The 20,658-nt window shown below is 42.2% G+C and carries 21 protein-coding genes, 5 tRNA genes and 1 riboswitch; of the genes, 9 read left to right on the forward strand and 17 right to left on the reverse strand.

The window, feature by feature from the left end; translation table 11 throughout:
• Positions 1 to 5 precede the first annotated feature (5 nt).
• Entirely contained in the window at positions 6 to 3,809 is a 3,804-nt protein-coding gene (locus AC1U9Z_RS02675; protein WP_333532222.1) for a response regulator, read from the reverse strand.
• 201 nt (positions 3,810 to 4,010) lie between these two features.
• Between AC1U9Z_RS02675 and AC1U9Z_RS02680 the strand changes: the two genes are divergently transcribed.
• The 3 genes from AC1U9Z_RS02680 (at position 4,011) to AC1U9Z_RS02690 (ending at position 4,256) form a co-directional block, all read left to right on the forward strand.
• Positions 4,011 to 4,086 (forward strand) — tRNA-Glu (locus AC1U9Z_RS02680).
• Positions 4,087 to 4,091: 5 nt separating this feature from the next.
• A tRNA-Tyr gene (locus AC1U9Z_RS02685) sits at positions 4,092 to 4,177 on the forward strand.
• 4 nt (positions 4,178 to 4,181) lie between these two features.
• Positions 4,182 to 4,256 (forward strand) — tRNA-Gln (locus tag AC1U9Z_RS02690).
• A 91-nt stretch (positions 4,257 to 4,347) separates the two neighbouring features.
• Here the strand turns inward: AC1U9Z_RS02690 and AC1U9Z_RS02695 are convergent.
• Positions 4,348 to 4,506 carry a hypothetical protein gene (locus AC1U9Z_RS02695; RefSeq protein WP_333532223.1) on the reverse strand — a complete coding sequence of 53 codons (159 nt, stop codon included), beginning with the start codon at positions 4,504 to 4,506 and terminating at the stop codon, positions 4,348 to 4,350.
• 454 nt (positions 4,507 to 4,960) lie between these two features.
• On the opposite strand from AC1U9Z_RS02695, the gene AC1U9Z_RS02700 reads away from it, so the two are divergent.
• The 4 genes from AC1U9Z_RS02700 to AC1U9Z_RS02715 all read left to right on the forward strand — a co-directional run bounded on the left by AC1U9Z_RS02700 (position 4,961) and on the right by AC1U9Z_RS02715 (position 7,036).
• Positions 4,961 to 5,047, forward strand: a tRNA-Leu gene (locus AC1U9Z_RS02700).
• Between the two features lie 127 nt (positions 5,048 to 5,174).
• Positions 5,175 to 5,618, forward strand: coding sequence for a GNAT family N-acetyltransferase (locus AC1U9Z_RS02705; RefSeq protein ID WP_479955624.1), 444 nt, complete (start codon positions 5,175 to 5,177; stop codon positions 5,616 to 5,618).
• A 152-nt stretch (positions 5,619 to 5,770) separates the two neighbouring features.
• Positions 5,771 to 6,052, forward strand: a complete 282-nt coding sequence (locus AC1U9Z_RS02710) for a nucleotidyltransferase domain-containing protein (protein ID WP_479955625.1) — start codon at positions 5,771 to 5,773, stop codon at positions 6,050 to 6,052.
• A 165-nt stretch (positions 6,053 to 6,217) separates the two neighbouring features.
• Positions 6,218 to 7,036: a VanW family protein gene (locus AC1U9Z_RS02715; protein WP_479955626.1), complete on the forward strand. Its 819-nt coding sequence runs from the start codon at positions 6,218 to 6,220 to the stop codon at positions 7,034 to 7,036.
• A gap of 23 nt (positions 7,037 to 7,059) precedes the next feature.
• On the opposite strand, the gene AC1U9Z_RS02720 is transcribed toward AC1U9Z_RS02715, so the two are convergent.
• A complete protein-coding gene (locus AC1U9Z_RS02720; protein ID WP_479955627.1) occupies positions 7,060 to 7,233 on the reverse strand; it encodes a MerR family transcriptional regulator in 174 nt (57 codons plus the stop codon).
• A 380-nt stretch (positions 7,234 to 7,613) separates the two neighbouring features.
• On the opposite strand from AC1U9Z_RS02720, the gene AC1U9Z_RS02725 reads away from it, so the two are divergent.
• Positions 7,614 to 7,700 (forward strand) — tRNA-Leu (locus AC1U9Z_RS02725).
• A 211-nt stretch (positions 7,701 to 7,911) separates the two neighbouring features.
• On the opposite strand, the gene AC1U9Z_RS02730 is transcribed toward AC1U9Z_RS02725, so the two are convergent.
• The 10 genes from AC1U9Z_RS02730 to AC1U9Z_RS02775 all read right to left on the reverse strand — a co-directional run bounded on the left by AC1U9Z_RS02730 (position 7,912) and on the right by AC1U9Z_RS02775 (position 16,888).
• Positions 7,912 to 8,244 carry a hypothetical protein gene (locus AC1U9Z_RS02730; protein WP_333532228.1) on the reverse strand — a complete coding sequence of 111 codons (333 nt, stop codon included), beginning with the start codon at positions 8,242 to 8,244 and terminating at the stop codon, positions 7,912 to 7,914.
• Positions 8,245 to 8,354: 110 nt separating this feature from the next.
• Complete coding sequence (locus AC1U9Z_RS02735; protein WP_333532229.1) at positions 8,355 to 8,570, reverse strand: hypothetical protein; 216 nt, start codon at positions 8,568 to 8,570, stop codon at positions 8,355 to 8,357.
• Between the two features lie 369 nt (positions 8,571 to 8,939).
• On the reverse strand, positions 8,940 to 10,025 hold the full coding sequence (locus AC1U9Z_RS02740) for a hypothetical protein (RefSeq protein ID WP_479955628.1): 1,086 nt from the start codon (positions 10,023 to 10,025) through the stop codon (positions 8,940 to 8,942).
• Between the two features lie 75 nt (positions 10,026 to 10,100).
• Positions 10,101 to 10,301 carry a hypothetical protein gene (locus tag AC1U9Z_RS02745; RefSeq protein WP_333532231.1) on the reverse strand — a complete coding sequence of 67 codons (201 nt, stop codon included), beginning with the start codon at positions 10,299 to 10,301 and terminating at the stop codon, positions 10,101 to 10,103.
• Between the two features lie 105 nt (positions 10,302 to 10,406).
• Positions 10,407 to 11,675: a glutamate 2,3-aminomutase gene (eam, locus tag AC1U9Z_RS02750; RefSeq protein WP_479955629.1), complete on the reverse strand. Its 1,269-nt coding sequence runs from the start codon at positions 11,673 to 11,675 to the stop codon at positions 10,407 to 10,409.
• 5 nt (positions 11,676 to 11,680) lie between these two features.
• A riboswitch (cyclic di-AMP (ydaO/yuaA leader) is annotated at positions 11,681 to 11,817 on the reverse strand.
• A gap of 107 nt (positions 11,818 to 11,924) precedes the next feature.
• Entirely contained in the window at positions 11,925 to 12,536 is a 612-nt protein-coding gene (locus AC1U9Z_RS02755; protein ID WP_333532233.1) for a GntR family transcriptional regulator, read from the reverse strand.
• Between the two features lie 198 nt (positions 12,537 to 12,734).
• Positions 12,735 to 14,189, reverse strand: coding sequence for a [FeFe] hydrogenase H-cluster radical SAM maturase HydG (gene hydG, locus AC1U9Z_RS02760; protein ID WP_479955630.1), 1,455 nt, complete (start codon positions 14,187 to 14,189; stop codon positions 12,735 to 12,737).
• 9 nt (positions 14,190 to 14,198) lie between these two features.
• Positions 14,199 to 15,263 carry a [FeFe] hydrogenase H-cluster radical SAM maturase HydE gene (gene hydE, locus AC1U9Z_RS02765; RefSeq protein ID WP_479955631.1) on the reverse strand — a complete coding sequence of 355 codons (1,065 nt, stop codon included), beginning with the start codon at positions 15,261 to 15,263 and terminating at the stop codon, positions 14,199 to 14,201.
• A gap of 17 nt (positions 15,264 to 15,280) precedes the next feature.
• Entirely contained in the window at positions 15,281 to 16,513 is a 1,233-nt protein-coding gene (gene hydF / locus AC1U9Z_RS02770; RefSeq protein WP_479955632.1) for a [FeFe] hydrogenase H-cluster maturation GTPase HydF, read from the reverse strand.
• Positions 16,514 to 16,639: 126 nt separating this feature from the next.
• Entirely contained in the window at positions 16,640 to 16,888 is a 249-nt protein-coding gene (locus AC1U9Z_RS02775) for a TM1266 family iron-only hydrogenase system putative regulator (protein WP_333532237.1), read from the reverse strand.
• A gap of 493 nt (positions 16,889 to 17,381) precedes the next feature.
• On the opposite strand from AC1U9Z_RS02775, the gene AC1U9Z_RS02780 reads away from it, so the two are divergent.
• Positions 17,382 to 17,801, forward strand: a complete 420-nt coding sequence (locus AC1U9Z_RS02780) for a chemotaxis protein CheW (RefSeq protein ID WP_333532238.1) — start codon at positions 17,382 to 17,384, stop codon at positions 17,799 to 17,801.
• A 149-nt stretch (positions 17,802 to 17,950) separates the two neighbouring features.
• Here the strand turns inward: AC1U9Z_RS02780 and AC1U9Z_RS02785 are convergent, their stop codons facing one another.
• The 4 genes from AC1U9Z_RS02785 to ahbA all read right to left on the reverse strand — a co-directional run bounded on the left by AC1U9Z_RS02785 (position 17,951) and on the right by ahbA (position 20,658).
• Positions 17,951 to 18,262 carry a YbjQ family protein gene (locus AC1U9Z_RS02785; RefSeq protein ID WP_333532239.1) on the reverse strand — a complete coding sequence of 104 codons (312 nt, stop codon included), beginning with the start codon at positions 18,260 to 18,262 and terminating at the stop codon, positions 17,951 to 17,953.
• Positions 18,263 to 18,384: 122 nt separating this feature from the next.
• Positions 18,385 to 19,686, reverse strand: coding sequence for a glutamate-1-semialdehyde 2,1-aminomutase (gene hemL / locus AC1U9Z_RS02790; protein WP_479955633.1), 1,302 nt, complete (start codon positions 19,684 to 19,686; stop codon positions 18,385 to 18,387).
• 10 nt (positions 19,687 to 19,696) lie between these two features.
• A complete protein-coding gene (ahbB, locus tag AC1U9Z_RS02795) occupies positions 19,697 to 20,170 on the reverse strand; it encodes a siroheme decarboxylase subunit beta (protein WP_333532241.1) in 474 nt (157 codons plus the stop codon).
• A 20-nt stretch (positions 20,171 to 20,190) separates the two neighbouring features.
• Positions 20,191 to 20,658, reverse strand: a complete 468-nt coding sequence (ahbA, locus tag AC1U9Z_RS02800; protein ID WP_479955634.1) for a siroheme decarboxylase subunit alpha — start codon at positions 20,656 to 20,658, stop codon at positions 20,191 to 20,193.

Consider the following 20,658-nt stretch of genomic DNA (forward strand, 5'->3'; position numbering starts at 1 on the left):
TTAGTTTATGAGATATTTTCTTGCAGTACCGCTTTATATAGTTCCTGTAATTGATCCACTAGTTCTTTTAATAATACCCCATCTTCATTGATGGCTGCCTTTTCGATGGCTGCCCCACTGATTGTGAATTCAGGAAAACCATAAGCTCCCCCTGATCCCTTTAAACCATGCCCAATATAGCGAATAGTAGGAAAATCATTGCTCTCCACAGCTTGTTTGAGCCTTGCCATTTCTTCCTCTAGATCATGTAGATACCAGGGTATCAGCGCTTCAATCCCTTTATCCCGGGTTCGCCCTTTTTTGCCTGCCTCCCCGGATAAAGCAAGATATTGTTTGATCGTCTGAATTAATTCATCTCGTTTTACTGGTTTGGCCAAATATCCATTACAGCCGGCAGCAATGCATTTTTCATAATCACCTTTCATAGCGTGGGCTGTAAGGGCAATGATCGGTAGTTCCTTAAATTGATCCTGTCTGCGAATCAGACTGGTGGCCTCATAGCCATCCATAACCGGCATTTGCATATCCATTAAGATGAGATCAAATTTTTCCTGTGCCAATCTTTCTAAGGCCCGCAACCCATTTTCAACCACTGTTAGCTTAAATTCATCGGCCAATAAATGTTCTACTAAATACTGGTTAAAGTGGTTATCTTCAACCAACAATATATTAGCACTTTTCTTTTTATCATTTTTCTTGTTGCAAGAGGTCACCCCTTTTAGAAGCTCATTTAATTCTACCAATAGCATATTAGGATGGACTAAGCTTTTGTTAAGTATTTTTTCATACATATCATTAAGCCGTTGGTAATCCTCTGGGGTGAGGTCTTTTCCGGTATTGATAAGAACTGGAATCTTTCTAAAATCCAACCGAGCACGAAGACTTGCCAAAAATTCAAAGCCATCCATCCCTGGCATTAAAAGATCTAAAATGATGGCCTGAGCCCTACCCCCTTGAAGCAGGTATGCCAAGGCATCCTCTGCCCTCGTAAAGGAATGGGTTTTATAGCCGTGCTGACCAATTATCCCCTTTAGATACTGTAAGGCAGCTTCTTCATCATCGATCAGTAAAATATTAATCTTATCGTTTCTCTGCTTAGTTATAACCTTTTCCAGACGGTCAATCAGCACCCTTTCAGAAATTGGCTTCTCAATAAAATCAACTGCTCCCAAGGAAAAGGCCCTTTCCTTTTCCGGCATTACAGAACATATGACAATGGGGATTTCCCTGGTATCTTCCGAGGTTTTAATTCTTTGCAACACTTCCCAGCCAGTTAAATCCGGTAACAGGATATCAAGCATAATAACATTCGGCTGATAAATCTTTGCCAGTGTAATAGCCTCTTTTCCCTGTTCTGTGCTGATTACGGCATAACCGGCCCTTTCCAAATAGTTATGAATTAATTGTCTGGTAGTCCAATCATCTTCAACTACCAAAACCGTTCCATTTTTCACTTCCACGCCTCTGGCTTCCTGTGATTTATCCAGCTCCGTTATTTCCACTTTATCAACCGGAATATTAAAAGAAAAAACGGAACCTTTATTTACCTCACTTTTTACACGAAGTTCGCCACCCATTAGCCTTGTTAAGCTTTTACAAATCGTCAGTCCAAGACCAGTTCCCCCATATTTGCGGGTGGTGGACCCGTCTGCTTGGGTAAAGGCCTCAAAAATCAATTCCAGCTTTTCCTTCGGTATTCCAATACCAGTATCCTCGATACTAAAGAATAAATTCATCTGTTGCCCAAAAATATCCAGCACGTCGGAACCAACGGAAATTTTAACATAGCCGTTATGTGTAAACTTGGCAGCGTTGGAAATTAGGTTGCATAAAACCTGTCTTATTCTGGTAGGATCTCCCTTAAAATGATCATGGAGATTTTGTTCAATATTAATTTTTATTTCTATATTACGTGCTTGTAATCGGGATTCATTAACATTGACAGCCTCATGAATTATTTTTCGCAAACTAAAAACTCTTTCATCAATTGTTAACTTGCCCGACTCTATTTTAGAAAGGTCTAAGATATCATTAATCAGATCCATTAATTGCTCGCCGCACTGCTGAATAATCTTAATACTTTCCTGTTGTTTCGAATTTAATTCCTGTTGCATTAATACCTCGGCAAAGCCAAGGATGCCATTCATAGGGGTTCGAATCTCGTGACTCATATTGGCTAAAAACTCCGATTTGGCTTGGTTGGCCTTTTCTGCCACGAGTAATGCTTGTTCAACTTGCCTTTTTGCCTTAACCACTTCCGATATATCTACCACCATCAACAACACACCATCGTATGTTTTATCACGGTAAACCGGCTGGATGTTCATAATGACATCCTTTTCACCTAATCTCCTGGTAATCGTGGTGGGAGCACTTTTTTCGTAGCGACTATACTGTGTCACAATTTGCTGTATCTTTTTAAAGGTTTCACCACTGTGTATCTTATCTAACGTTTTCCCAATCACATCATCCCTCGTCAGATCAGACATAACAAGGCATTGTTCATTTACTTCTGTAATGATCCCATCTGCATCAGCCAATGCGATGGATGCATTCATGATGGAGATGATTGCCCTGAGTTTTGCAGCCTCTCTTTCGGTTTCTTCCTTGGCTTGTTGAAGTTTTATCTGGGTTGCTTTAACAGAAGTAATATCTTCGGCCGCCACATAAAAACCAGTAATATTTCCCTTGGGTAACCGAATGGGATTGGCGTTAATATTTAGGATCCTGCCACCTTGATTCATTTCCCCTTTCCAGGATTCACCCTGAACTAAAGAGAATAAGACTTTCTCTGCACCGGGATAGATCTCTTCGATACCCATTCCTAACAATTGTTTATATTCACTGGCAAACATATTTATGGCAGCAGGGTTAGCATAAATTAACTTACCAGCTATATCAAAAATACTTACTGATTCTATGGAGCTATTATTGGCATGCATATGCAGGCGGAGGCTTTGTTCCATTATACTACGCTCCGTAATATCTACAAAAACCTGAACCCCACCAGCATATTTACCACTGATATCATGTAGAAAGGAACCACTGGTAAGGATTTGTCTCCGTCCTTGCCTGGTTTTGATTTCCATTTGAATATCTTTAAAGGAGCCGCCCGTTGTCATAGCCTGATAAAGGTGGCACTGCTCAGGTTTAAAATCACATCCCATTAATTGAGAACATTGGGTACCTATTACATCCTCGGAACTTACATCAAAAAAAGCTGCAGCGGCAGGATTTATTTCGATAATTTTCATATCGTAATCTACCACAAAGACACACTCCATCATGCTATCGAAAATAGTTTTAAATTTATTTTTCTCATTGGTTAATCTTCGATTAATTGCCTGTAATTCTGTTAACCTAGAATCAGGGCCTTCCCCCACCCACTCACTGCAAAAACCAATTTCAAAACGGTCAAAGAAAGTATTCAATGCCTCTGAGGCCTGGGTTTGCTCCGAAATTGTCAAGTTACCTTCCTTAAGCATGTCTAAGTAGGATCGACGATAATATTTAAATAACCCCAAAAACATTTTTAAAGTAATACCCCTGGCCCTGTGAAGTTTAGCACTTTCAATGCCAAAGCTGGTCACTGGGTCCTCACCTAGTTTTTCTTCGGCATGGATCGGATCGCCCTTATAATTCTTTAGGTAATAAGACAAAGCATGAATTATTTCATGCACTGAAAGACGCCAGTCTCCTCGGCGTGTGGAACTGTATCTGGTGAACCCACCTGTTTTGGAATAATCAATTAAACGGTGGATAATTTCATCTTCCTTACGTGTGAGTAATTCAACCAGTTTCTCTCTCACGCCACTACCTCCCATAGTTTTTGATCAAATATTTAAAAGCATATCAAATTAATCTTTATTTTACTTAACTTTAATCTTACAAAACTATTAACTTTTTACAGAAGAAAATAAAAATAGTATTTGGTTAAAAATGTTTAAAAACAACTTGCTTGCTACAATATGTTTTGTTATAATAAACATCGTTGTGGGACAATAAAATATGGCCCCTTGGTCAAGTGGTCTAAGACACCGCCCTTTCACGGCGGTAACACGGGTTCGAATCCCGTAGGGGTCACCATTTATGGAGGGGTTCCCGAGTGGCCAAAGGGAGCAGACTGTAAATCTGCCGGCGATCGCCTTCGAAGGTTCGAATCCTTCTCCCTCCACCACTACTGGGGCGTCGCCAAGCGGTAAGGCACCGGACTTTGACTCCGGCATTCGTTGGTTCGAATCCAGCCGCCCCAGCCAGATGCAATAAAAAAGCTAAGACCTGCATGTAAGGTGCGTCGGTCTTAGCTTTTTTTATTGTCGGCTGATTAAACATGAATCAAGCCTACTTTTAAGTTGAAGGCCTATTGACCCCGGTTAGCCTTTGTCTTTTTTTCATGGCGTTTACTCCTGTATCCCAGGTATCATGATAGCCTCCGGTTTTACCCACCAAGGCCGACTCTCCCGTGGTCCCAGAATTTTTAACGAAACCTCTAATCTTTTTAGCCATCTACACCCCTCCTTTGCGTCTATTTATTTTCTCCTGAAACACCGTTCTTTACCATCATTATTACAGATCTTTTGAAAAACGAGTTCAGCTTAACCTGCACGCTCTGGAATCATAAGCTTTTAATGATGATCGTTTTCATACCGCTGGTCGGCACCACCAGAACAATGATCATATTTAGAAGGCTATTTTTAGGCTAGAGCACAAATAAGCCAAGCCTTTTTAATAAAATTTTACTGTATAGCCAAAATTTTATTATTTTTTGGCATATAAATGTCAGCTGTGTTTCATTCTTTTTCTACAAAATATGACATAATAATATTACACTTGAAGATTACTCTCTAATCCCGGTAAAAAGACCGGGTATTTTTTTGTCTATAAATAACGAATACACTTGAACGAACTGAAATTCTTTGTTATAATCACTATTGCACTGGTGCCCCAGCTAACTAAATATGCGGTCGTGGCGGAATTGGCAGACGCGTAAGATTCAGGTTCTTATGCCCGTCAGGGTGTGGAGGTTCAAGTCCTCTCGACCGCACCAAAAAAGACATAACATTTCCGCCAAGGAGATGTTATGTCTTTTTTTATGTAATCAAATGCGGTATTATAGATTCAAGGCTTATTCAGTCAAACAGATAAACGGGAATTTGACAAGGAGCCATAAAAATATGAAACTAATTGAAGTTAACGAATTAAATCCTGTCCTAATAGAGCAACTACTTGAAGTTTGGGATCAATCAGTTAGAGAAACACATTTATTTTTATCTGATTCAGAGGTTAAAAATATAGCGAAGTATATTCCACAGGCTTTGAACTCGATAGCTCATTTGATTGTTGCAGTCAATAATGAAAAGAAACCTGTTGCATTTATGGGAATTGAAGAAAGAAAATTGGAAATGCTTTTTATTTCCCCCCAATATAGAGGAAAGGGATTGGGAAAACAACTTTTACATTATGGTATGGAAAACTATTCTATAAACGAATTAGGTGTGAACGAACAAAATCCGCAAGCAAAAAGCTTCTATGAACACATGGGATTTCAGGTTTATAAAAGAAGGAACACAGACGAGCAAGGAAATCCTTATCCGATTTTGTATATGCGATTAGTTTAACAAATTCTAATTTGTCGGTCGGGCTATAAGTTGCTGTTATTCGAAAAATCTTTTTTCCACCATCTTTACAAGGTTATTGGGCTAAAACAGATACAGAAATGTGTCTGTTTTAGCCTAATTGTTTATAGTAACGAAAGTATGGTGAGTTATGTATGGATGAAATCAGAGCTGTATTAGATAAAGTGGTAACAGATTTGACCGAGATTTCAAGGATTGAGGCTGTTGTGCTTGGCGTCTCGCGTGCAAGGGGTACACATTCCCAGACATCGGATATTGACATTGGTATCTATTACGATCATGCCGCATTCGACCTTGTATCTTTGAACAAGGCGGCACGGATTTTGGATGATGAACATAGGCGAAATATGGTGGTTCCTCCCGGTGCATGGGGGAAATGGGTGCATGGCGGCGGTTCGCTGGCGCTCGCAGCATGAAATTTTATTTGCAACGTAACTCCACTTTCCGTTAAGGAAAGGTATGCCTTCTTTTCGGGTGCAAGACGTGGTACAATGGGCAACGGGCACAGGGTATGGCTGTAGCCTATTGCAAAACGGAAATTGAGTTAGCTAGCATTATTATATAATGCGTGAGGTGGCGCAATGCAAAAGCCAATCGAAAAACCGAAAAATAGAACCTCTGCCAGGTTAATGCTGGGCAGCGCTTATTATACGTTCAAAAGATATGTTTTTTGGATATTGGGCGGTATTCAATTTGCGCATATAGATAAAACTCTGTTAGAATACGAACACTTTTGTCACTCTACTCCGTTATTAAGAAAACTAAAGGATGTAGATATGTACCTGCAATATAATAAGATTGCAAATTTGAAGATTGCTGTACCCAAAGTGAATTACGTAACAATACATCCGGGCGAAACCTTTTCATACTGGAAACGGATAGGCAGACCGACAAAGCGCAAAGGATACCTAAAAGGCATGGTCCTGCAAAATGGCACTTTCAAGGCCGGAATTGGCGGCGGTTTATGCCAATTGTCCAACCTGATATACTGGATGACGCTTCATACTCCACTGACAATAACGGAGCGTCACCGTCACGGCTACGACGTTTTCCCAGACTCAAACAGGACACAGCCGTTTGGGAGCGGGGCAACCTGTTTTTACAATTACGGTGACTTGATGATAAAGAACAATACAGACCAATCTTTTCAACTTTGCATAGAAATTACAGAAAATGAATTAAAAGGAACTTGGCGGTCAAACGCACCACCTGAATATAAATATAAAGTATACGAAAAAAAACATATTATTCAATCCGAGTATTGGGGTGGCTATACAAGACATAATCTGATCTTTCGAAAAAAATATGACTGGAACAATGTCTTGATAGATGATGAATTTGTGACTGAGAACCACGCTATTATGATGTACGCACCGCTGCTGCAAGACTCCACATTATAATTACAATACAAAGTATGATAAATTTACCTTAGCTCCGTCCTCTTGAACCGGAATATAACAAAATCACCAATGTCATTTTTGCTATAATCCCTATATCCGTTATTTAAAACGGACGGAAAAATCAATCCTTGCAAAGTATAATACTCTATTGCTTTTTTAGTTAAGCCTGTTGTTTTGCTAACTTGATTTATTAACATATTTATCACCCCAATAGAATCTTAAGCCAATACCCAAGGTAATCGTCAAGTATTTTTTGAAGAAAATATAAATTCGCCTTATCAGCGCATATTTATGTAAATACTGCTTTCAACTGCCTATAAACTCTTGATTCTACGGGGTTTTTTGAAAAAATGCTGTATCGCCACTCGTACATTTAAACCAGGTACGAATACCTGGTTATTTTTTATGTCTGAAATATTTTACTAGCACAATCATCTGTTTTTCTACTAGAAGCACACAGCTAATAGCTAAATGGCTAAAAACACAAAATAATACTTTATTTCGCTATTGCATGTCCATTTGAAGTGATGTATAATAACTTTTGTCGGTAGGACATGTAATTCAATCCTATAAACATGCGGTCGTGGCGGAATTGGCAGACGCGTAAGATTCAGGTTCTTATGCCCGTCAGGGTGTGGAGGTTCAAGTCCTCTCGACCGCACCATTTAAACCAGGCATATATTGCCTGGTTTTTTTATACCTGAAACACGAAGGAAGGAGTGACCACAGGTCACCCCTACAACTCAACCGACCCAAAAGGAATACCTCTAAGCCCAAAAGCTGACGGCAGATGGCTGACAGCTTTTGGGCTTAGGGCATGTTTCAGGTTAGTAAGGGCCAATAGCTAACGGCTAACGGCCAATAGCAAAGCGGGCTTATATATCAACCCGCTTCTCCCCTGAACGAATTTTAGAATTAATAACCTCTACTAAAAACATGGTAGAAAACACATGATATAGTTCCCCAACCACTCCCTCAACAGAACCTTCCCTATTGGCGAGCTTCCCCTGTAAGACTATTTCAAAGCCATATTGTTGCTCATTGCTTTGAATAAACTGGCGAATGATGCTTTCTCTGATTTCACTATCAGCAATCTCCAACCAGTCATCATAGGGGTTTGGTTCTTTTTCTGTGAATTGCTCCATTAGCTGTAAAAAACTCTCCCGGAATTTTTCAAAGGTTGGTTTTTCAATACTGCCAATTTTCATTGTAGCACTCCCTTAGCTATGAATTCTGCTTTAATTATAGATTTTTTATCAGTCCGGATCAATTCCCATTAAAAGATATAAAAAAACCCGGCTTTGCCGGGTAAGACCTTCTACCATTTATTGATTTCCGGACATTTCATTTTTAATAGATTGAATGAAAAGGGGCTATAATACTTTTCCTGGTTGGTACAGGTAGGGTTCTCACATACAAGTACCGGGATGCTCTCGGCGTAACAAGCTTTTAGGTCTTGTTTTACATCAACATTTTGAAGTTTCTCTACTAGATTTTGGCCGCAGTTAGGACAGGTTTTAATAAATTGTGTCATACGGTATCCCTCCTTAAAAATATGTAGGTAACCGTTCTTACCTAATTAATTATCTAATTGGGTAAGAATTACTTTTTGTCACTTTAATTATACTCCTAATAAATTGATTTATCAATAAATATTATATCACATTTAATAAATATGATGCACTAAATAAGACCCCCTGCCATTGACAGGGAGCCCTGAAAAGGCAACCCCATACCTTTTCCCGGGTGTCGGTTTTTCCAGTGGTTTTGTTGACACCTTTACCCGTTAACCTTTCCGCGCCTCCCACAAGCGACGGGTGGGAATTTTCTTTATCATTCCCCTAAATAATATCTACATGCATTAAAAGCCCAAGGCTCAAGAACCCAAGAGTTTTAAGCTGATTTACTTCAGTGTCTGCGTAAAGGCACCAATATCGGGGTAAAAATCAACATCTTTAACCCTAAAAATACTCTTATGTTTATCTAACAATGTTTCCAATTGATATCCTTCTGCCTTATCCACAATTGTTACCTTTTTAAGTTCTTTGTTATCCACCATAGCCTTGCGAAACATCCAATTGGATCGAAAATCGGTTGTGGGAAAAGAATAGCCAATAACAACAATTTCCGATGCAAACCCCAGTGCCCTGCGGGCTTGGTGCCATAACTCCGGAATAAAAGGGATCGATTGGTAGTTTTTCATTAAGGTGGGTGGAATAATAACTCTACTAAGTTTGTTGCAGCAATGTTGGGAGGTGCACTGAATCATATTGGCTATACCATTTATTACCACACTGTGTCCTCCCCCATCACTATGTTCATAGGCATAGAGCTGACCACACTGGGGACAGTACAACCAATTTAAAGAACCATGAAGTTTAAGTAATTTTACCTTGGCACAATTAGCCGGCCCCGAGTCATTCTGATGCTTAAAGTGAAGGGGCATTATTGATCCACTTAAATATCGGCAAGAAATACCGTAACCATCTTGGATGCACCACATTTTCCTTTGTAAGTTTGCCCTAAGTAAAGCGTAATCCATTAGTAATTCATAGTTAAAAGATATGATCGTATCTCCGGGATTTAAGGAGGCCGCTATTTTGCTATGGTAGGGACAAAGATCCCCGTATAAAATTTTATCAAAGGTCAGTGCCATTAGCAGCAGATACTCCTCATAGGCCTTTAAAAGTCTTTCCCGTCCTGGTTGGTCCTCTTCCATTTCAATATTTAATAAAGTTAATACTTCTTCCATATCCAGGTTGGAATTACTTACCTCATTCCTAGAAACACCCCATAATCTCTCAATAAACTGAAATATATGATTATAGGTCATATCTTCATCTTCATAGTACCTCTCTCTGATTTGATGAATATTAATAACCCGCATGGCCTTTTGAAAGAAATTTTTAGCCACCGGGCTTGTTTCACCAAGATATGAGCCTTTGTATGCTGCTCCTGCACCGGCCCCCAACACATATACTCTGGTCACCGGATTCCTCCTATCTACTATCGGCTAACCCTAGTATGGCGCATTGGCAAAAAAAAATAACCCGGTAGCGGGCTATTAATTAAACAAAATCCTGAATACTTGTCCCATAAAATATAAGCCCGAAAAACAAATTACCGCCAGGCCAAATCTCTTGACAAAAATTGAGTCATCCCCCTCTAACCACTGACGGGTACCTTCATATAGATCGGCTTCCGTTTCTTCACATACCAGTTGATGCGTTATAGAAAAATCCATCACCATCTCCGCACTTTTCATCATGACTCCCCCCGAACATTTGTTTTTATTATTTTATTACCAAACCTATGTTCGTGTCAAGGGTAAAAAATAAACCTGTCATACTATTATGACAGGTCTAAAAACTTAGTGTTTACCAGTAACATTATAGGAAATAACCCTCTTTTCCCAGGTTCGCATGACTACCTGCTCATCCTTATTCTCTAGAATATACTGTGGCAATATGGGTGTTTTCCCATAGCCATTGGGTGCATTAATAATATAAGTGGGGACAGCAAGTCCAGATGTATAGCCTCTCAGTTGTTCCATAATAGCAATACCATCATCAACACCAGTGATAAAATGCCTGGTTCCCTTTACTGCTTTAGCATGAAAAATATAGTAGGGCCGAACACGGATGGTCAATAGACTCTGGTTTAATCTCTTCATGACATCTGGTTGATTATTAATGTCTTTTAATAAAACAGCCTGATTACCAAGGACTACGCCTGCCTTAACCAACATATCGCAGGCCTTTTTTGCCTCAGGTGTAACTTCCAAGGGACTATTAAACTGTGTATTGATATAAAGCGGTGGGTGGCTTTCTAAAATACTGCAAAGTTCCGGTGTAATTCTTTGGGGCATTGTGACAGGTGTTCTGGTACCGATTCGTTTTATTTCCACATGGGAAATATTATCTAATTCCGTGAGCAGCCAATCGATTTGTTTATCTGATAATAACAAGGCATCGCCGCCTGTTATTAAGACATCCCTTATTTCAGTGTTCTCTCTGATATACTGCAGTGCTCCTTGCAGCACCTGTTTTGATTTGTGAACATCAATTTCGCCAATATTTCTACGCCTTTGGCAATGTCGACAATACATCGCACATTGGTTCGTAACATTAATAATAAGACGATCCGGGTATCTTCTGGTCACCCCCGGCACAGGTGAAGTATATTCTTCTCCCATAGGGTCTTCAACACCATAGCGATCCAAAATTTCTTCTACACAGGGGACAGCCTGCAGCCATACAGGGCCGCCATGCCCACTGGCCATTGCCAGGGCCATATAATAGGGAGAAACAGCCCAACGGTATTGACGCCCAACCTTTTCGATTGCTTCTTTTTCGTCCGTTGTAAGATCCACCAGTTGACTTAGAACCTTAACATCTTTAATACGCTTGGCCATTTGCCAACGCCAATCCTGCCATTGTTTCTCATCCGCCTGAAAAAAATTCAGAATATTCTTTTTAGCAAGGTTATGCTGCTCCTGAATTTCAAAACCATTACGTATGTTAACCTTGTTCTCCAGGTAACCACTAATGTTTGATTTTAACTCCTTGGCCCTTTTAAGGGCTATTTTTCTTTTAGTTTGTTCCGACCGAAAATCTTCTGAAATTAAATGTACAGACATAAAAAAACCCCTTTCTTTATAGCTTACGAAGTTAGCTGAAGGGTTCGGGTCGAAAGGTTAAAACCCTACTGAATATAATCAGATTCACCCCAAAAATCGGGTCCTCCGCTCCTGTATGAACAGGATTCAGCTCCTACAAACATTTATCTAGTTTTTGTAAGTTGTCACAACTCATTTTACCATGTAAGTTGCCTGTATGTAAATAAAAAAGAAAGGCATTCCGAAGGGAATTACCTTTCAAATTTCCTTTTAAACCCTTATTAAACCTTCATTGTCAGAAGCATTTAGGTGTCCATACACGGTTATAATATCCCCGGCCAAAATACGACTATCTGGAGCAGGGTCAACAATATCCCCTTGCCCTTTGCGAACAATCGCCAATACTTTACTTTCATTGAGCCTGCTTTGGGCCAATGTTTTTCCGACCAGAATGGAATCGGGTAAGACCTTCCAATCTTCAATTTTATTTAAACGGCTTTCCAAATGGTAGGTGTGTTGTAATAAGTCTTCTAAAAGTCTTGAAATTTCACCATTTACACGGTCTCTTTCCTTTAATAGTTCATGTAATTTTTCATGGATACCAGTCAAAACCATCCGCTGATCAAAATCATCCAAGTATTTTTGAGCCGCTGAAACAGACTTAACCACCACACCAATACCAGGAACCACATCAACGATGCCCACCTCTTGTAAGAGGGTTAGTGCTCGTCTGATGGTTTCCGGTGAAACACTATATTTTCCTGCCAAAGTGGATCGGCCAAATATTTTTTGCCCTTCCTGATATTCTCCCCGGACAATTCGTTCGGCTATATCTGCAGCAATGGTAACATACCTTGCCAGATGTAGGTCATGATTTACCACAATAAGCTCCTCCATAATATATTATACTAGCTACATATTATAACCCCGTATCCAAAAAAGCAAAAGGCTTTTTAGAAAAACTTGGCACACTTGCCCCTGGTCAGGCAGGGAAATAGGGAAAGTCCCGGCTTAATAAAAAAAACAGGAACTGCACCGTAAAACACAGTCCCTGTGGAATTATATTTTGTTAATTAAATCTTAGAAATAAAGATCCCGTTCCCCGTCCTCAATTTGTTTTACTCTCGCTTCCGTCAAATTTCTAATCTGATCATTTTTAATTTCTGCTAAATGTTGGCGGATAGTCTCCTCACCAACTGCCCTTGTCTCCGGGGATGCATAGTCAATTAAATATTCTTTAAAGGTAAGAATTGCATTGGGTTGGCAGACGTTTTGAATCTCCCCGCTTTTTGCCAAAGCCATAAAGCGATCACCCGTACGGCCCTTGCGGTAACAGGCTGTGCAATAACTGGGAAGCCAGCCAGATTGACAAACATTGCGCAATACATCATCGGGATGGCGGTGGTCATCAACATAAAATTGCGGTGATTCTTCTTCGCCACAGCTGCCACTGGTGCAATTTTGCTTTTCTTGTTCCTTTTTATAACCACCTACCCCGGTACAGGAGCCGGCGGATATTTGAGATACACCGTAGTTCAGCAGCATATCCCTCTGCTCCGGTCGCTCGCGGGTGGATAAAATAAGTCCGGTATAGGGAACAGCCAGACGAACAATAGCAACTATCTTCGCAAACTCCTCGTCCTTAACCAAATACGGGAAGCTTTCGTAGTCGATGCCCTGAGCAGGACGCAAACGGGGTACGGATATGGTGTGAGGCCCTACGCCAAAACGTTCCTCAAGGTGTTGAGCATGCAGCATCAAGCCCATGACCTCAAATTTATAGTCGTATAGGCCAAACAAAGCACCAAAGCCTACATCATCAATGCCCCCTAACATCGCTCGATCATGGGCCGTGGTATGCCAATCGTAATCAGCCTTGGGACCACTGGGGTGCATATTTTTATAGGTTTCCCGATGGTATGTTTCTTGGAAAAGGATATAGGTTCCGATACCTGCTTCCCTTAGCAGCTGATATTCTTCGATGGTGGTAGCAGCTATGTTTACGTTGCAGCGGCGGATACTGCCGTTTTCAAATTTCAAACTGTAAATGGTTTTTAGGCATTCCAAAACATACTCAATGGAGCATTCACCAGGATGCTCTCCTGCTTCCAGGGCCAATCTCTTATGGCCCAGGGATTCTAAAATCTTTACTTCCTCTGCCACTTCCGCTTGGCTTAATTTACGCCGGTTGAATTGATGATCTCTACGATAACCACAATAAACACAGTTGTTGACACAGTGATCACTGATATACAAGGGAGCAAACATGACCAGTCTTTTACCATAGATTTTCAATTTTATTTCACCGGCAACCTTAAACATTAAATCCAGTAATTCCTGATCGTCATTTTGCAGGAGAATTGCTACTTCTGCCGGTGTCAAACCCTTTGCTTCCCTGGCCTTCTCGATAATTTCCCGCACTCTGGCCGATGCAGCTTTTTTCCCCTCTTCCAATAGGCTGTTTATGGTTCCCTCGTTGATAAAGTCCGCAGCTTCCCATTGATGCTGGTAAATATTCGCTTTGTTAATGGACATGCCTTTCCCCTACCTCTCATTCTTAAATTTTTCCTTTGGGCTATCGCCCCGTCCTGTACTAATGCTTCGTCCCACCTCTGTTAACAAGGCGGTAATCTTGCGGTGGGATTCAGCGGGATTTTCTTTACTACCGGCCTTGTCCGGATAAATTTGATATTTTTCACGGTAACTTTCCGGAGATAAGTTGGGCATAATCACATTGGCACCACAGCCGAGGGCCATTTGACGCCCCGCAGGGTGTAAAGTCCCTATTGCTGTGGTGGCCGGTAAATGGGTTTGGGGAAGCACCAGCCGGGCCACGGCAAGGGTTTTTAGGGTTAAGCTAAGATCCCCCGGTTTGCTATCCCTTAGCGGTGTCTGATGATGCGGTACAAAGGGTCCGAGGCCCGCCATTTCAACATCTAAATCCCTTAATAAAAGGATATCCTCTGCCAGTGTTGCCACTGTTTGACCAGGCAGCCCCACAATATTGCCAGAACCCACTTGATAGCCTAATTCCTTTAACCAGCCAATTTTTTTTATTCTTTCCGCCAGGGTGGTTGCTGGCCTAAGCTGCGTAAACAAATTGGGATCTGCGGTCTCATGTTTGAGCAGGTAGCGATCCGCTCCTGCTTCTTTCATCCGAGCAAAATCCTCTCTGCTGCGTTCTCCCACACAGGCTGTGATGGCAAAATTGCCGGCCTGCCTCACTTGCCGAATGATCTCTGCCAGTTCGGAACCGCTGTAATGGGGATCTTCCCCTGACTGCAAAACAATGGTACCATACCCCAGTTCTGCGGCATATTGAGCTGTTTTAATGATCTCCGCCAGGGGTATACGGTATCTTTGAATTTGTTTATTGCTTCTCCTGAGACCACAATAATAACAGTTATTACGACAATAATTGGAGAATTCGATGATTCCCCTGAGGTGCACCTCGTCACCAAAATGTTGTTTTCTTACTTGATCCGCCAACTTAAATAACTGGTTTTCTTCTTCTCCTGGCAGTGCACCTAATAAATCGATGATCTGCTGCCTGGATAATTTATCACCTGTGGCCGCTTTAGCTAGGGCCAGGCTAAAATTTTCCCCCAAGGCAGTTCCCCCTTCGTTTATGAATTTTGGTCAGCTAACATTGCTTGAATGGTTGGAAAGGGTGATAAAGCCCGATGTAAGATTCCCATGACATAGGCAATACAGACGCCATAATTGACCATGGGTACACCTGACTGCTGTACTTGCATCATCCGGGACAACATCTGCCTTCCATTGATCATACAGGCCCCGCAGTGCACCACCAGTTTGTACTCGGTCAAATCCTCGGGAAAGCTGTGGCCACTGCTCCAGTGAAATTCTAAATCTCCGCCAACAATTTTTTGTAACCAACCGGGTATTTTTTTCGTACCAATATCATCTTCCATACGATGGTGGGTGCAGGCTTCGGAAATTAACACCTTGTCACCTGGTTGCAAATTACCAATAGCCTTTGCCCCTGCCACCAATGTCTCTAAGTCCCCCTTATACCGGGCAAAGAGTATCGAAAAGGATGTTAATTGAATATCCTCCGGTGTATCTCTCGCTACTTCTTTAAAGGCCTGGGAGTCGGTAATAACTAGCTTGGGTTTTTTATTTAGGTTGCCCAGACATTCCCTTAGCTCGCTCTCTTTAACAACATAGGCCATTGCCCGGTGGTCCAGAATATCTCTGATGGTTTGCACCTGGGGTAAAATCAAACGTCCTTTAGGTGCTGCTGTATCAATGGGTGTTACTAGCACAACCGTATCCCCGGGATTTAATAGGTCACCTACAATTACCCGGTCATCCCAGTTTGCCGGAGCTGTTTTGACAATGGCTGCTTTTAACTCACTTATCCCCTGGCCAGTAAGAGCACTAACCAGCACTGGTTCCCTTGAAAATGCTGCCTTGGCCTGCTCGATATCCAGTTCAGCTACCCCTTGGATATCAATTTTGTTAAAGACCACAATGGTGGGGATTTTTTTGTTCTGGCAGTGCTGAGTAATCTTCAACTCATACTCGGTAAAGCCGTTTTGGGCATCAACAACCAATAGAGCCAGGTCTGCTTTATTAAATACATCCATCGACCTTTTAACCCTAAGTTCCCCCAGTTTGCCACTATCATCAAGGCCTGGTGTATCAATAAGAACTACCGGCCCCACCGGTAAAATCTCCATGGCCTTATAAACGGGATCGGTGGTGGTCCCGGGGGTGTTGGAGACCAGTGCGATATCTTGATTGGTTAAGGCATTAATAAGGCTTGATTTGCCGGCATTACGCCGGCCAAAAAGGGCGATATGCAACCGATTGCCCTTAGGGGTGTGATCCATTATTCAGCCTCCTCCTAATTGTCACTTCTAATTTGTTTCGCTGACCCAAGTCCCATGTTGGTTTTTAGTCTTTACGCTAATCGTTAACAGCCGATCATCAAGAAATGCCCCAAAGCGGATGCCTGATCAGTATTTGTTGCTAAGGGCTGTCTTTACTTGAACTCCCTTAATGTTGCCAAGTTTACCGGTCATGGCCCCAACTTCATCATTGGTACCTTGGATAATCAGGGATATAACGGAAAGCCCTGCTTCCTTATGGGGAATACCCATGCGGCCAATGATAATCTCGGCATAGCGACTTAAAATGCTATTGATTTCTGGTGCCTTGTCCCGTTCCTCAATGATGATCCCCACAACACCAATACGACGTAACATTTAATCACTCCCAACTAAAATTAAATACCCGTCAAGCCAGAGAAAGGCAGACGGGTAGCGTACAAGCAAAACCGCACACCCCTTGGTCCAAGGCACACTAGCCTCTCTCCTGAGGGAAATTGCATCCGTTTTTACACCCTCCAAGACAGGAAGTCCTAACTTGTCAGGTCTATTCTTATTATATCTGATACGAATTACCAGTCAATGGGTTGGTTGCATCTTTTCTGAAAATTCTTTATCCTCAATTTTAAGTATTACGTAATTCCTCAAAGGGAAATATTGCCTTAATGTCGAATATATCCACCTAAATTCTTTTAATCGCACACTAAAACAAGGGGTCATCGTCCCAAGCTCTTAAAATTACTTTGTGAATTTACGCCTGTGGAGACTTCTCTGGCGGAGAGGCAGGGAACTGTTTCCAGTCACGGGTCTATGATGCAGGAATTTCAAGTTAGGAATATTTTTCTATTATGAAAGGAACGGTGATATATTTATGGCAGTGGGTCAGGAAGATCAATTGGTGGTTTTTCAATTAAACGACCAACAGTATGCACTACCCATCAATGAAACCCAGGAAATCATACGTATGGCCGAAGTAACTAGATTACCCAACACGAATTTCTATGTGGAAGGTATTATTAATTTACGCGGTACAATTCTCCCTGTTATCAGCCTCAATCGAAGACTGGGATTACCCGAAACAGAAATAAATGAGGATACCAGAATAATTGTCGTAGAAAACAAAGGTAACAAGGTGGGAATGATTGTAGACAGTGTTCTAGAGGTTGGACGTTTCACCCAAGAAGAAGTGGAACCACCCAATTTAATTGGTGACAACGTAGAATATTTAAAGGGCGTTGTTAAAAAGGGAGATCAACTCTGGTTGCTAGTAAATTTGGATACGGTTTTATAAAAATGGCCGTAGGCTTTAAACCATTAGCATACTATCATCTTTAAAATTCTTTTAGATCGGATAAAAAAGAGGCTGTTGCACCATTAACGACGTGTGCAACAGCCCTTATCATTTTTACCCGTGCAAAGCCCATGAGTCCTGGCTCATGACTATATCAATACTGCTGTACCGCTGGCAGCTACCATAAGCATGCCTTCTCTGATCACTTCGTAGTCTAGATCCACACCCACAATGGCATTGGCTCCCATACGACGAGCATGTTCCGTCATTTCTGCCAGGGCAACCTCCCGGGCCTGGGCCAGTTTACTCTCGTACGCTCCACTGCGTCCGCCAACAATATCCGTAATGCTGGCAAAAATATCCCGCACTACGTTGGCACCCATGATCGCTTCTCCGTTGACAAGACCAAAATATTGCCGAATGACCTTTCCTTCAATGGTTCCTGTTGTAGTAATAATCATAAACAAACCTCCTAACACAAGGATTTTGGTTATCAACTAGTGGTGACTGCCAATTTATTTTATATACATATAACTTGGAGCCAACAAAGCCCAAGGCCAAATGCTATCCGATAGGCTGAAGGCTATTCTTTTTCTGCTACCGCCTTAAAGGCTTTGAAAGCTGCTTCGACTGTTTTTTCAATGTCCTTCTCCGTATGGGCCAAGGAAACAAAGGACGCTTCAAACTGGGAAGGTGCCAAGTAAATGCCCTGTTCCAGCATGCTTCTAAAGAAAACTCCATAGTTTTTAGTATCAGAGGAAGCCGCAGAGGCAAAGTCCCTTACTGCTTCCCTGGTAAAAAAGCAGGTCTGCAAAGACCCGGTCCGGTTAAAGGATACAGCCACATTGGCAGCCTGAGCGGCCTGGGCCAGTCCCTGGGCCAGGAGGGCCGATTTGCGATCCAACTCCTCATATACCCCCGGCTGTTGAAGCTGCACCAGGGTTGCGATACCCGCGGTCATGGCCAGGGGGTTGCCCGAGAGTGTCCCTGCTTGATAGACTGGCCCAGCCGGAGAAATCATTTGCATAATCTCCCTGGGGCCGCCGTAGGCACCAACTGGCAAGCCGCCGCCAATAATCTTACCCAGACAGGTTAAGTCTGGCAGCACATTATAATAGGCCTGGGCACCGCCATAGCTTAGGCGGAAACCAGTGATAACCTCATCAAAAATTAACAGGGCACCATATTTATTGCACAGACTCCTTAAGCCCTGCAGAAAGCCCTCTGCCGGTGCCACCACACCCATATTGCCGGCCAGCGGTTCCACAATAACCGCTGCAATATCCGAACCAACTTCCGCAAAGATTTTCTCCAGCAGCTCTAGGTCATTATAACAGGCATTGATGGTATTGCCGGCAATGTCTTCGGGTACCCCCGGGCTGGTGGGAACACCATGGGTCAAGGCCCCGGAACCAGCTTTAATTAATAAGGAGTCATGATGACCGTGATAACAACCCTCAAATTTAACAATCTTATTCCGATTGGTATAGGCCCGGGCCAATCGCAGGGCACTCATGGTGGCTTCGGTACCGGAGTTGACCATGCGAACCATTTCCACCGCAGGCAGTGCCTCTGCCACCTTTTCGGCTAAGGTTACTTCCAAATCCGTGGGTGCTCCGTAGGTAGTGCCCCGCTCCAAGCAACGTTGAATGGCTTGCACAACCGCCGGATGACGATGTCCTAAAATCAGGGGACCCCAGGAACAAACATAATCGATGTATTCATTGCCATCCATGTCCCACATATGGGAACCATCGCCTCGGGCAATAAAAGGTGGATCCATGTCCACCGACTTAAAGGCTCGCACGGGACTATTCACACCACCGGGTATAACCCTCTGGGCCTTATCAAATAACTCTTGTGACTTTTGGTAACTGGGAGCCATAGAGAACCTCCTAATCCATGAAATATTTCATACTGCTTTTCTTTAATTCCGCTACACTGTAAAGCAGCCGATAGTTTGTAACCCCGGCAATTTCAGAAAGCCTTGCTGCAATTTGCTGACACTCTTCTTGGCTGTGACCATGTACCATGGTATAAAAATTGTAAGGCCATTGCGGTAAGGACACCCTTTGATAGCAGTGGGTAACCTCCGGTAATTCTGCCATTTTTTCTCCCACTTTGATAATGATCTCCTCGGGAATGTTCCAAACAATCATGGCATTGGCCTTAAACCCAACCCGATGGTGTCTGAGGGCCGCCCCAATTCTTCTCATGAACCCGCTTTCTTTAATGGCCTGCACCCTATCCATCAGCTCTGCCTCGCTGATACCCAGTCTTTGGGCAAGTTCCATAAATGGTCTGCTTACTAAGGGTAAGCCAGCCTGCAATTCCATAACGATCTTTTTATCCAGATCCGTTAACGTCATGTTCTCCCCCGCTTAAAATTTTATTCCTCTGTTTTTCTTACTTTAAAATTCACCAATACCTTGAAAAATCTTTGGGATGGCAAATTGATGATATCATCAATCCCGGTCTGCTCTTTTATTTCGTTCAGTATCTGCTCCACCTTGGCCGGTGATTGCGCTAAGATGGTAAACCACATGTTATATTCATGATCCCGCAAATAGTTATGAGTAATACCAATATAGCTGTTAACCACCTGAGCAACCTCATCCATGCGCTCTGGTGGAACTTTAATAGCACATAGGGTTCCTTTATAGCCAAGCTTTCTGGAGTCAAAAACCCCACCCAGACGACGGATAACATCCTGCTGCATCAGTCGTTCCAAGCGGTTTAATACCTCCTGTTCGGAGATACCAATTATTTCACCGATCACCTTGTAGGGTTCCGTGCAAATAGGAAAATCCGTTTGTACCACATCCAGCAGATGCCTGTCTACATGATCCAACTTCAC

This window comes from Desulfotomaculum sp. (genome assembly GCF_982386235.1).